The sequence below is a fragment of the Oscillatoria nigro-viridis PCC 7112 genome, assembly GCF_000317475.1.
In the GTDB taxonomy this organism is placed as follows: Bacteria; Cyanobacteriota; Cyanobacteriia; order Cyanobacteriales; family Microcoleaceae; genus Microcoleus; species Microcoleus nigroviridis.
In genome coordinates this window covers 88,963-101,317 of the sequence record NC_019730.1, presented here as the reverse complement: position 1 = coordinate 101,317, position 12,355 = coordinate 88,963, and the positions used below count along the sequence as shown (strand labels likewise).

11 protein-coding genes and 1 pseudogene are annotated in these 12,355 nt (G+C 43.4%); 4 read left to right on the top strand and 8 right to left on the bottom strand.

Annotation, left to right across the window (positions count from 1 at the left end; translation table 11 throughout):
• Nucleotides 1-13: 13 nt before the first annotated feature.
• On the bottom strand, nucleotides 14-157 hold the full coding sequence (locus tag OSC7112_RS36625) for an RRXRR domain-containing protein (RefSeq protein WP_083888258.1): 144 nt from the start codon (nucleotides 155-157) through the stop codon (nucleotides 14-16).
• A 478-nt stretch (nucleotides 158-635) separates the two neighbouring features.
• Nucleotides 636-3,260, bottom strand: coding sequence for a DEAD/DEAH box helicase (locus tag OSC7112_RS32505; protein WP_015179677.1), 2,625 nt, complete (start codon nucleotides 3,258-3,260; stop codon nucleotides 636-638).
• A 523-nt stretch (nucleotides 3,261-3,783) separates the two neighbouring features.
• Between OSC7112_RS32505 and OSC7112_RS32500 the strand changes: the two genes are divergently transcribed.
• On the top strand, nucleotides 3,784-4,386 hold the full coding sequence (locus OSC7112_RS32500; protein ID WP_015179676.1) for a hypothetical protein: 603 nt from the start codon (nucleotides 3,784-3,786) through the stop codon (nucleotides 4,384-4,386).
• Between the two features lie 79 nt (nucleotides 4,387-4,465).
• On the opposite strand, the pseudogene OSC7112_RS32495 reads toward OSC7112_RS32500, so the two are convergent.
• The 3 genes and pseudogenes from OSC7112_RS32495 to OSC7112_RS42275 form a co-directional block, all read right to left on the bottom strand.
• Nucleotides 4,466-5,764 (bottom strand): annotated as a pseudogene (locus OSC7112_RS32495) (IS4 family transposase).
• Between the two features lie 460 nt (nucleotides 5,765-6,224).
• Entirely contained in the window at nucleotides 6,225-6,758 is a 534-nt protein-coding gene (locus OSC7112_RS32490; RefSeq protein ID WP_015179673.1) for a helix-turn-helix domain-containing protein, read from the bottom strand.
• Complete coding sequence (locus tag OSC7112_RS42275) at nucleotides 6,755-7,018, bottom strand: DUF6932 family protein (protein ID WP_397319802.1); 264 nt, start codon at nucleotides 7,016-7,018, stop codon at nucleotides 6,755-6,757. Before OSC7112_RS42275 ends, OSC7112_RS32490 begins: the two co-directional genes overlap by 4 nt.
• Before the next feature lie 324 nt (nucleotides 7,019-7,342).
• Here OSC7112_RS42275 and OSC7112_RS42055 point away from each other — a divergent pair, with 324 nt between their 5' ends.
• Nucleotides 7,343-7,468, top strand: coding sequence for a hypothetical protein (locus OSC7112_RS42055; RefSeq protein WP_015179671.1), 126 nt, complete (start codon nucleotides 7,343-7,345; stop codon nucleotides 7,466-7,468).
• Nucleotides 7,469-7,471: 3 nt separating this feature from the next.
• Nucleotides 7,472-7,669: an RHS repeat protein gene (locus tag OSC7112_RS32480; RefSeq protein ID WP_041623871.1), complete on the top strand. Its 198-nt coding sequence runs from the start codon at nucleotides 7,472-7,474 to the stop codon at nucleotides 7,667-7,669.
• Between the two features lie 253 nt (nucleotides 7,670-7,922).
• On the opposite strand, the gene holA is transcribed toward OSC7112_RS32480, so the two are convergent.
• From holA to dnaN, 3 genes are all read right to left on the bottom strand, one after another.
• Nucleotides 7,923-8,879: a DNA polymerase III subunit delta gene (gene holA / locus OSC7112_RS32475; RefSeq protein ID WP_015179670.1), complete on the bottom strand. Its 957-nt coding sequence runs from the start codon at nucleotides 8,877-8,879 to the stop codon at nucleotides 7,923-7,925.
• Nucleotides 8,876-10,291, bottom strand: coding sequence for a DNA polymerase III subunit gamma/tau (dnaX, locus tag OSC7112_RS32470; protein WP_015179669.1), 1,416 nt, complete (start codon nucleotides 10,289-10,291; stop codon nucleotides 8,876-8,878). Before dnaX ends, holA begins: the two co-directional genes overlap by 4 nt.
• A gap of 293 nt (nucleotides 10,292-10,584) precedes the next feature.
• Nucleotides 10,585-11,982, bottom strand: coding sequence for a DNA polymerase III subunit beta (gene dnaN, locus OSC7112_RS32465; protein WP_223300944.1), 1,398 nt, complete (start codon nucleotides 11,980-11,982; stop codon nucleotides 10,585-10,587).
• Between dnaN and OSC7112_RS41440 the strand changes: the two genes are divergently transcribed.
• Entirely contained in the window at nucleotides 11,966-12,235 is a 270-nt protein-coding gene (locus OSC7112_RS41440) for a hypothetical protein (protein WP_223300943.1), read from the top strand. The genes dnaN and OSC7112_RS41440 overlap by 17 nt on opposite strands.
• Nucleotides 12,236-12,355: the final 120 nt, after the last annotated feature.

Below are 12,355 nucleotides of genomic sequence, written 5' to 3'. Positions count from 1 at the left end.
CAGAACACGTAGCTTAACTACGTCGCGCAATGATGGTAAATGGGTATCTACGGAAGACCGCAGCTTCGCCATTTGAGAGTAATCTTCTAGCCACGGCAGGATGAACGGGATGTAGTGGTTGTTTATTTGGGTCCAGTACAAAGGTATAGTTTTGCATGAAATTCTCCCTTGCGGGGTAATGTTTGCTTCGCCAATATTTCAAGAGCTTGTTAAGCTAACAACACTGTTTCAGTGACCGTAAAACTGTTTAATTGTTAGCGACAGAGCAGAAGACTAGCACGCATCTAAGGGTGTCGTGACTCTCGAAATGTAGTCAGTTAAGACTGTGGCTGGTCAGAATGGCTTACTGGATTTCTCCGGCAAGCCTCATGCATTTAGGCTGAGGTTCCTGACGAGTACAAGTCTGAAAAATGCACCCCTAAAAACCGCGGTAGCGGTTCACACATTTTAAGAATAGGGAGTGGGGAATGGGGAGTGGGGAGTAGCTTTTTATAATTAGAATCGCTCTGGAAGCAATGTTGAACAATTGCCTATTTGTTTGATAACTTTTATGAAGTGAGTTCGTTTCCGGTTGCATTGGAATGGGAGTGGAGGTCAATAATTCCACATTCCCCCCCACTCCCATTCCCCCATTCTTAAAATGCTTCGCACAGCAGCAGCCCCACCTGCTTGAGTAAAGCTTTATTGCCATCAGGGCATCCCGACTGAATCAAACATTTAGGACAGCCAGAACTGCAAGAACAACTGCGGGCTAACTCAGCAGCCGCATGAGCTAATTGAGGGAGAGAACGAAAAATAGCTTCGGAGGTTCCCGAACCCCCTTCTGCTAAATCGTAAAAGAGTCCTGCATAGTCATTTGCACCTCTCTTCTCTACCAGAAAATTTACATCATTAGCTGAAGCCAAAATAGTCAGAGGTAAAGCTGCTAAAATTTGATGACCGAAACTGTGAATAGCCAACAAATTCGCGGGGTACTCCCACAACTGCTGATATCCGGGAGGAATCGGCTGTTGAGACTGAAGCAATTCCTGGCGAGTAGCTGTTACTACGTGTTGCAGGTAACATTCAACCGGGGAATTCAAACTAATTTGCAGTACAGGAGTCGCAAATTTGATTTCGTAAGGTTGCTCAAAGTTTACCTCATTAAGAACCGAGGTTAGCTCAGCCGAGCGAGTTCTTTTACCACAAACAGGACAGGCAGTACATTTTGATAAAGGCTCTCGGTAATTGACGCATTTTCTATTGAGACAAGTTAACTGGTAATTGCGAGTCAATAATTGATAACCCGTGACAAGTTGGCTAATTTCTCCCCAAGCCAGTTCCAGAATAGCTTGAGCTGGAATTGCATTACTATCCGTTGAATTGGTTTGAACATTTCCTTCAACTTCTGGAATAACCAACGGGATTTGTTGAGGCAAACTCAAATTCTGTTTGAGGCTGGTATCAGTGTGGCTAATCGCTAGAGTAAACAGTCGAGTTTCAGGGATGTTTTGTAAAATAGCTTTGCCATTCAAGAGTGAGCGCGAAGTATAAGTCACCAAACAGCCGTCTGAGTTTTGCGTGCGGTAAATAGCACCAGGAAATACCTCTCGATAAGCAATCTCCGCACTGAGGAGTTCAATCTCTTCTTGAGTATCCGCATCCACCAGTTGTATCGTGCTAGCACCCGTTCCCCCTCGAAAGTTTACATCTTTATGCGGAAACCCCTTAGCCCATAATTTATCCCGGCTTTTGTGAAGAACACCTTGCTCAATTAAAGCCGTTGCAATTTGAGGAGCGCTCTTGCCAAAGTAGTGCTTGAGCTTATTGGCAGGAATGCCAGTTTCAACAGCCGCGCACATCAAATGTTTGGCAATATCTATGGGATAATTGGCATTAAAGCTCACTAATTCAGATTCTGCCGACAGCAACAATTCAGGGCGAGCGGCAAAATAGTTATCCAAAGGTGATTGTGCAATGGGAATGAAGATAATTAAACCGGAGTTTGTGCGACCGGCCCGGCCAGCCCTTTGCTTGAAAGCTTGCAAACTTCCCGGCCATCCCCTAATAATAGCAAAGTCAAGTTGAGGCAAATCAATTCCTGCTTCGAGAGCGCTAGTGCTGAGGATGCACTTAACTTTTCCTGACTGCAAAGAGTTAATAATTTCGGTGCGGCGCTCGCTTGTTAAACTGCCGTAGAAAATTGCTACTTGCGACTCAATTCCCGAGTTAGTTTGAGTTACAGCTTCTTGCTTAAAAGTTGCCCACAAGTTCTTAATTGCTTGTCTGCCGTTACCGAAGCAAATTCCGCTTTGCCCTTGCTGCAACAAAAACATAATAATGCGAGCCACATCGGAATTAGCATCATGAGTCGGTTTAGTAACAATTAATTGCCGTTCTGGGACAGCAGCTCCGCTAGAGTTAATCCAAACTAACCGCTCGGGTTTATTGATATTTCGCTTTCGACTTCTACCAGATAGTAACTTCGCTAATTTAACGGGATTGCCAACGGTAGCACTCAACATCAGGAATTGCAGTTTTTGAGAAGAACCTCCGCGCTCGTCTACTGCCAATTTTAAGCGGCGAATTAAGCTAGCCATGTTAGCTCCGTAAACTCCGTTAAAAGTGTGAGCTTCATCTAGGACAATATAGCGGAGGCGACTTAAAAAATGCTGCCAAGGCTGACTCCAGTGAACGCCTTTCAGCGCATAGTGAATTAATTCTGGTGTGGCGCTGATTATGCTAGGATTGGTAGCCAATAATTGTTCTCGGGTTTTGGGAGGAGTATCCCCAGTTAGAAGGGCAAGGCGCGGGCGGGCAGGCTCAGGAATCAGTTGGAGCAAATCGGCAAGTTTTTGACTTTGGTCGGCTGTTAAAGCTTTCAAGCCATAAATAGAGAGTGCCGTAAATTGATGTTGGAGAATGCCCTCTAAAATAGGCAAGTACGCACTTAAAGATTTGCCAGAAGCTGTTGCTGTGCTGAGGATGACATCTTTGCCCTGGCGCACGGCTTTGAGTGTTTTAATTTGGTGCGAATAAAGCTGTTGAATGCCTTGGCGGTGCAAAGCAGAAATTATTGAAGGCGGCAAGTCTTGAGGAATTTTGTAGAGCTTAGGAGTTGTAGCAGGCGCGATTGTCTGATAAATAACCTCTTCGCCTAAAAACTCACACAAATCGGCTGTTGCAGTTGGCTGCAAGTGGCTGGCTTCTGGAAAGTTATTTTGGTGAAAATCATGTCTGGCTATTAGTTGGGAAAGAAGGTTGATATAATTGGGAGGCATCGGTCACTCTAAGAATGAATCTTTTCTCTTTTACTACCGATAGGTAGGAAAAAGAACGAGAGAAGAAATTCCAAAAAAACCAACTGGGAGTCGGACTGAATTTGGTGGCAATTATGGGTTTTGGTTCAGGAACCAACAAAGCGGTAGACTTCCACCTCACTGCGCGATTACCCTGCCCCGTGAGACGCTAGCATTAACACAGTACACTTGCTATGTATATAGCGGTTCTCAAGCAAGTGAGGCGTCAACTGCCCATTAAGCTGCTACGCATTTAAAGTGTCTGTTGGGAATGAGGGGAAGAGAGGGAGAGGGGAAGAGAGTGCAGTTCGGAGTTGAAGGTTGGAATGTAGCAAAGAAGAGAGGGAGAGGGGGAGAAAGGGAGAAGGGGAGAGAGGGAGAAATTTTTACGCTTTTTCTACAAGGATTGAAGTATATAATTTAAAGACGCGACAGCTTACCAATTACTAGATGTACCTCATTTAACCCAGAAATGTTATAGTACCCAATTAAGAATAATAAACTTATGCCTTACAGTAAATTCACTCTCAGCAAAGCTGTAGAAGATTTTCATCTCACAATCGTTGAAGGAGCGCGTTTTTTACCAGAAATACTCCCAGTGACTCCTAGTCTTTTACTACAGGATACTCTCAAAGAAACAATTCCTTGGGCGATCGCGGTGAGTAGCGAAAAAGCTCGTTCTGAGGGTATCATCAATCCTGTCTTACTGGAAGTAAAACGCCAGCTTCAAGGACAAATTAGCGTTTTTTCAGGCGAAGAATTCAATGTAGAACCGGAGGCTGAACTTACAGGCTATGTTGACTTTCTCCTGAGTCGTTCCCCGGAGCAACTATTTATCAAAGCCCCTGCGGTTATATTGGTGGAAGCCAAGAAAGAAGACCTTAAACCGGCTCTTGGGCAATGCCTTGCAGAAATGGTTGCAGCTCAACGCTTTAACCAACAAAAGCAACAGCCGATATCGACGATTTATGGAACGGTTACTAGCGGTACAGTTTGGCGGTTTCTTAAACTGGAAGAGCAATGCGCGTCCATTGATCTTACAGATTATCCGCTTCCTCCGGTTGAGCAAATCTTGGGGTTTCTGGTTTGGATGATGCAGGAAAGATGAGCTGCTATTAAACGTTTTTTGAGTAGATCGGTTAACTGATTTTCACCATTGGTGACAAGTTAAGGCTGTAAGTCTTTTGTCAAGAGGCTTTCGGAGAGTTCTTAAAAAAGAATTGGTCAGACCCTCGTTGCTTTTCAGGAAAAGGGGCAATAATTAACTTAACATTCGGTTTTCGCTGCTGTTTAATAATGCCTAAATCTCGATTTTGGGGGTCAGCAAAATACTTGATTGGCTCTGTTGCTTTACCTTGATGATGAGCCATAGTAAAATGATAAAGACCGCGATAAATCATTTCTAAAGAAATCTGCTCAAAAGGTAGAGCTAGTTCATCAGCTACCGCATCACCTAAATCTACTAAAACTGCATAAAATAACCAAGTTGCCCAAATCTGTAATTTAATCCCATTGATTGAACCCGTCCATAAATAGCTTAAATCTAACAGCCTTTTTACAATATTAAAAGCTTCTTCAATCCGCCAACGTCTTCGATACAAATCTGCTACTACATAAGGGGGTAATTTTTCTGGCTCTAGCACACTTGTTAAATAAGAATGCCAGGTTTTTTATGAACGAACTTCAATCAAACGTAAGGTAATAAACGGAGTTTTCTTTGTTCCAGACCCCAAACGTATCTTACGGTCTCGCAGTCCATAACTATCGGTAAATACTTCCTCTACTTTGATGGCGGCTCCTTTCTTTATTCGGGTAATAAAGTTAACCTTTTGCTCAATTAAGTTTAACCAAAAAATAAAGCGATCGAAGCCTCTATCTAATAGTAATAACGTATTTTCGCTGACTAAATTAAGGATATTCTCTTCAAGTTTTACATCAGATTCTTTCGCATTTTCGGTAAACCTAATTTCGACTGGCAATCTAGTTACTAGATCAATTACTGTACTTATTTTCCCCGCCAATTGTCCTATTTTAGCTGACTCTAAGTTTGATAATTTCCGAAATAATGCCTCTAATATTGAACTATCTATAATCCAAATCTGCTCAAATCTTGTTAAGGTAAACTGAATACTTTCTGGTAAGGTTCGTTGATTTCTCCTCTGCCAATTTGTTCTTAAACGCGGTAATAAATCCTTAAATACTTGTTCAAACAGCTCAGCAGGAAAGGTCAAAAATCTTTGTGAGAGTGCTTGTTGGCTGACTTTAGTGGGATTACACCACAGAAAGCCGTCTCTCGTTAACATTCGGGTCAGCTCTCTTACCCCTGCCACATCTCGCCATAGTAAGGTTAAGACCGCAGCCATCATCAATGGCAAGTTGAGAATTCGGTCTCGAAGTTTTAGCTGACGGTAGGAATTTTCCTGATTGAGCATGGCTGGTGTCAGTAATGCTTCTAGTTGCTGGGCAATTACTTCATCCTCTATCAGTGGTCGTTGTTTCTTTTTCGCGTGGTCCCGATTGGTAGTTCTGGTCTTGGTCATGGCTGGTCATAATTGCTCAACTACTTGCCTATTCTGAGTTTCATCTATTTTTTAACCAATGTAAATACCCCCTTGACAATTTACCCATCACCTTAACTTGTCACTAATGGATTTTCACTGGAAAGTGTAAGAATGATGAGAGTGGGTAAGTTTATTGTGGCTCGGAAGTTTATACAAATAGAGATGAGAGTGCGATTGTACCCTCAAAAACTGCTGCGATATCTAGACAATAACTCAATACGCTTGGGTTAACTATTTTTGTCATTGCGAGCGTCTTCGCGTTAGCTTTCGCGATCCGTTCGCCGAAGGCGTTCGGTGAAGGGTAGGAAAGCAATCCCGTCTGTTTTTCACATTGTTTTACTGAACGGACTGTCTTAAATGAACCGTATTGGACAATAAATAATGACTATTTTTCGGCTCTCTGAGCTTTAAATTCTAACTGCTTTCGCTGTCGTTCTACAAACTCAGCCAGAGAACTTTTCCTCCCTTCCATCTCCTGAAAATCCACCACAAAACTAGCTGTTTTCAGCTCAACCGCTAAAGCTTCAGTAATATCGATAATTTCCACCCAACTCGCACATTGATAATCTGAGTCTTCGTATTGCTTAATTCGATTTTCTTCCAGCCCCAGTCTATCCGCAAGTTCTTTTTGAGTCATTTTCGCAGCAATTCGAGCTTTAATTAAGACTCTTGGCAGCTCTAAAATCGAATCTACTTCAATTTTGAGGTCAAGAGTGCGATCGCACTCCACCAATCTTTCATACTCAGCTATTTCTGCCCTAAAAGTATCCAGATGACTTTGGATAGATTCACGCATCACTAACCACCAAGGATCGTTCTTTTTCACCTCTTCATCTTGGGCGTCATACTGGGCTAGCGTAGATTCACATCTTTTCGCTAACTCTTGGGTATACTCATATTGCTTTTTATTTCTAATCATGGCGACCACCTTACTAAATCTATAGCAATAATTCCTTTAGGATGCAGCTCTCTGTCCCGTTGAAATAATTCATAGGAAGTTAGATCGTAACTACCGACTGGCTGGTCGGACGGAAAGATTTCACCGCGATAAAGAGCTTTCTGTGCGGCTCTATCTGCATAATTTCTCAGTCGAGGAGCATGAGTTTTCAGATAATTCATATCAACCTCTTCTCTATCCCAACAAGCATCAAAATCTTGAGGAGCTAGTTTGCTAGTAATAAAACTACCAGTGATGTAAATTGTTCTGCATCCTGCTGCTTTTAGCTGCTAAGAATGCCATTTGCAAACCATCTATCATGCGAGTACGAAGTGGTGTTATTCCAAAGCGATCTTTGAATTATTCCCATTCGGCCGAATACACTCCTGGTGGCAAGTTGCCGTTCTCATCAAATTCGGGAATCATGCCCTCACACCTTTACATTTTAACACAATTTTATTGTCGGTTTTTATAGCTATTGATTTCCTCAGCATACCTGAATATGCAGGCAAAAAGCCATCGCTCTGAGTGATAATTAATAAGTTGTAACAGAAGCGACTGGTGCGATGCAGGGTTTTGAGTTAACTTTCAGGTCTAATTCGACACCGAATGTTCCGAATATTCCGACTCAATACGGTCAAATAGAAGTCGCCACAACTACATTTAGACTCAACGGTCAAACTCACACCTAAACGATGGAATACGACGAGGATTCGGAGGACTTAATCGTCGCTATCAGAACCTCCCAAGGTAACAGTCAATCAGTAGTTTATGATGCCTTGGAACAGGTCAAATCGATGACAGATGTATTTGGCAACGTCACATCATACAGCTACGACTTGCACCAAGCATCCGGGCCAACAATACAACTCCACCTGCTGGGTCGGTTGTAACTCGCATTGACGAAATTACCTTACAGAAAAAATATGGTAAGCGGAAAGCGAGCAAAACTTTATTTAGTCCGCTCGATGCAAGCGACTATCTTAGACTTTAGTTCCAGTAAAATTGGGCAACAAATCTGGACTTATTGTACATTATATTACGCCAAAAATGTTAATAAATAACTTGGATAAGTAATGAAATCACAGCTTTTTTTACAAGGCAGTTAATGAAAGACTGCCGAATTAACTCGGCAGCGCTTTCCTGTTATTTAAGGTGAGTGAGTTGAGTGATTCTGAGCAAAGCAGGCAACATTGAGTCAGGCTTATCTCCTGTTTTCAGAGCAATTTCTAAATCAAACAAAATGGAGAGCGATCGACTTAAGAAGTTCGCAGATACTTCCTTAACCTCCTGCTTAAGGAAATACAGCCGTTTGGGGTTACTAATTCCGCACATACTAGCAATTTCGCTATCTGAACGTTGTTGGTCGGAATTGATAGTAGCTTTTACCCACAGCCAAGTTTTAAACTGAGTTTGGAGAGTGGCAATAATTGCTAAAGGAAACTCTGCCCGAGATAGCAATTCATCAAGCACCTTAATTGCCGCCACTGCTTGACATTTTAAAAGAGCTTCGGCAAGTTGAAAACAGTTGGCTGTGGTAGCTGGAACGAGGATTTTAGCAGATTCTTTCGTAATGCGAGCGCCTGCTGCATAAATGGCTAATTTCTCCAGTTCACTAACTCTTCTAGCAGAATCGTTGCCAATCGCTACTGCTAGATAGCTGACAGCATCTCTGGCAATTGAGAGATTCATCTGTTTAGCAGTAGCAGCGATCGCACTTTCAATCAGATCAGTACGCCAAGGAGGAATGAGAGTAAACTCCTTGAGGTTACCAAACTGCAACAAATGCTTGACTACCTTGAGTCGCTTGTCGATAACAGCAGCAGTGAAGACTAAGTGCGTTGTAACAGGTAATTGGGGCAAAATTTGCAGCAATTCTAGCCCCATTTCTCCAAATTGCTTGAAATCGCAATTTTCAACGACAATAAGTTTGTTTCCTCCGCCGAAAGGAACTGAAGCAGCAGCAGAGAGGGCTGCATCTAGGGAAGAAGCATTTCTGCGGTGGATGTTGAAATCTCGCCAGAGAGGATGAGTTTGAGTCTTAAAATTTTCAACTTCTCGTTCAATTGCGTAGGTATCATTCCCAATTAGGATGCTAATCATGCTGCTAACTCTTCCTGTTGTTTGACAGTAACAGTAACAGAGCGGCCTAAAGCTTTAGTAACGATCCGCTGCACGGATTCAAGGTGACTCTGAAACTTGTTCGCGTATTTTCTTTCTACTGCTAACACACATGAATCAGCAGAAAGTTCGGCAATTTGAGCGCGGTTTAATAGGCTACGATTGCCTGGTTTCGCTGCTGCTACTACTTGCGCCCAAGTTGTCTCAAAGTCAGGAGAATCTGCCTCTATTTTTGGAGGGGTTTTATCAAAATTGTCAGGCTGATTAGATGGGAAAGTTGCCGGCAATCGCGTTTCCTTGGCAGCGGGTTTGCTTGACAGCATCAAGTTCAGCAGACAGACTTCTAACCAAGTAGCAGCATTGGTGCTAGTTCTCAATTGAAATTCTGATTTTTGCAATTGTGTACAAGCCGCATCAATTGTTTCAAAATCGAGATGAAGAGCGAGCGAGCGCAGTTGTGAGTAGCCTACTGGCCCTGCAATTAAATTCTGGCAGTGGCGCGTTGATTTGACAATGAGCAAATCTCTCATTGCTGCTAGCAAGCTGCTGAGAATAAGTTTAGGGGTTTTGCCGCTGTCAATGAGCGTTCTCGAAGATTGCAGTACGCTTAAGGTATCGCCAGAATGAATGGCTTTAAGAAGGGCGATCGAGTCTTGCTCGCTGATGCTGCCAGATACTTCGGCAACTTGAGTTAGGGTAATCTCTGAGTTTAGCAGTGAAAGCTGAGAAAGTAATTGCAGGGCATCTCTTAACCCTCCGTCGCAGGTACGAGCGATCGCCCGCATGGCCTCACTTGCGATCTCAATAGATTCAGCGGAGCTAATTTTGTGCAATTGGCCGACAATAGCATCAACTGACAAGGCTCGGAAGTTAAAAGTTTGGCAGCGGGAGATAATTGTCGGCAACACTTTATGTGCTTCAGTCGTACAGAGAATAAATACCACATGAGCCGGAGGTTCTTCAAGGCATTTGAGGAGAGCATTTTGAGCGCTGGTACTGAGTTGGTGACACTCGTCTAAAATCCAAATGCGGTAACGGCTCAGCGCTGGCGCAAAGTTGCTGTGTTGTATTAATTCTCTGGCATCATCCACGCCATTGTGAGAGGCAGCATCGATTTCAGTTACGTCTAAGCTTGAACAGGAGTCAATGGTTTTGCAGCTTGAACATTCTCCGCAAGGAGTGGCGGTTGGCTTTTTGCTATTCAAACAATTGAGGGATTTAGCAAGAATGCGAGCGGTTGAAGTTTTGCCTGTTCCTCTGGGGCCAGTAAATAGGTAAGCTTGAGCAATTTTGTCCGAGGTGATGGCATTAGTCAAGGTGGTTTTGATGGTGTCTTGACCCACTAATTCTTGTAGGTTTTTGGGGCGGTATTTGAGGTGCAGTGGTTGGTACATTTTGAGTCGTTAGAATACTTCTGGTAACTATTCCCCGATAGGGGATAGGAAAAAGGGAGTGGGGAATGGGGAGTGGGGAGTAGGGCAAGACAGGTGATACCAAATCAGGGTTAAAATCCCTTTATTGCTGAAGAGGGGAAAGGGGAGAAATTAGCGATCGAACTCAAAAAGGCGGTGAGTAACCCGAATTTAGTATGATTGGTAGTCAAATCGCTCGCGACTCCTCCTCTTCTTACTCTTTTCTTTCCTCTCCTCCCCACTTCCCCACTCCCTACTCCCCACTCCCTCCATGACTATTCTTGCGGAGCGACAATATATTCGCACTCCTTAGCCTCTGTACCCGACGCAGGCGTTCCAAACGGTGCAATCAGTAGGGGAGCGGTAGGAGTTGCCATTAACACCCGCAAATCTGAGCTGGAAATCGCTTTGGCTGTATCAATCAAATAGCGGATGTCGCACTTGAGACGAAACTCACAGCCCCATAGTTTGGCATCAACTGTCTCCGTTCCTGAACTGAGAGTATTGTTGAGTGATGCTCGCACTTGTTGGGCATCTAAATCGAATTCTAAAATAGCTGTTAGGTGAGACTTGTCGCTGTGAGAAGCTAACCTCTCTAAGGCTTTTAAAAAGCTCAGCCTCTCAACCACCACTTGATGGCTAAATTGATGTCGATAGGGAGCGATAATTTGGTCACAAATTGGATATTGCCCTTCTAGCAACTTCGTGGTCAACCGCCAATTATTCCACTCGAATGCGACAAAATTGCTAGGTTGCTCTGGCAAACCTTCATAGTAAATCGTAACTTTGTCAGTGGAATTCAAAGAACGCTCCAATAACCGGAGTACCTTAGCAGGGACAGTAAAATTAACTATTTGACTGCTCAAAAGGTGGGAATTGCTGCTTTCGTTCAATCCTAAAACCATTGCTACCCGATGCCCGTCTGTCGTCCAAACTCTCAGTTGATCGAGTCCTCTGTCTGCGTCGCGGCTGAGTTGAAAATTACCTCCAGTTAAAATGCGTTTATTTTCCTCGGAACTAACAGCAAATAAGCTAGCTTTGAGGACAGAAATTAACACGCTAGCAGGAAGCGTTACAAGTTTCTGTTGAACGCTGGGGATAGCCGGAAATTCGTCCGCAGCTAGCCCGCGAATGGCGTGCTTGCTTCTTGACGCACTCAGAGTGGCACTGACTGATGGAACGTCGCTTCCTTTAATAATTTCACAAGAACTCTTTAAGGTGAGGCTGCCGTTAGGAAATTTTCCCAAAATGTCAGCAAGTATGGGTGCGGGGAGGGTAAGCTTTCCAGATTGATTGACATTCGCACCAAAGCTCACTTGCATTCCAAATTCTAAGTTGTAAGCAGTCAGATGCAAATGTTGAGTTTCAGCATCAGCTTCAATCAAAATATTGGACAAAATGGGATGGCTGCTATTGCTGGGAATGATGCCTTTCAGGGCTTGTATATAATCGTTTAATTCTCTTGAATCGCAGGCAAGTTCAATAGCTGATGGGAGAGTAGAAGGGGAAGGCAATATCGCCTCATTTGACAATGTTTCTAGAGAAAGAGCTTCGACGGCTGGAAGTGCTGCAAAATTTGTGCAAGTTTGCGAGGTTTCTACTTTTTGTGGAGAGATTGTTAAGGGTTCGCAAACCGAGTCAGTTTCAGTTGTTGCTTTGACTGATTTCTTCACTGTTTTGGCAGAATTATGTGCTGTGGCAGTCGAGCGTTTTTTCTTAACTATTCTCTCCAAATTTTCCTCTTTAGGCGGTGTTCCTGTTAGTCGAGATTTTGCCATAATTAGTCTGGTGTCAGGGGTGCGATTGGCCGCTGCGGTAGCAGCACTTATTCAGGTTGTTGAGAAAGAGGAGTGGGAAGGGGAAGGGGAAGGAGAAAGAGAAGGAAAAGGAGAAGGGGAAGGAGAAGGGGAAGGAACCCACGCTTAAAAGCAAAGGATTGAAAGGTGGACATTGTATCTAACTCGGTGCGTATCGATACAATTATTGATTTTTTGAGCGTTGCTATCAACCCACAACTAAAGTTTTTTATCCATTTTTACTTTCTGC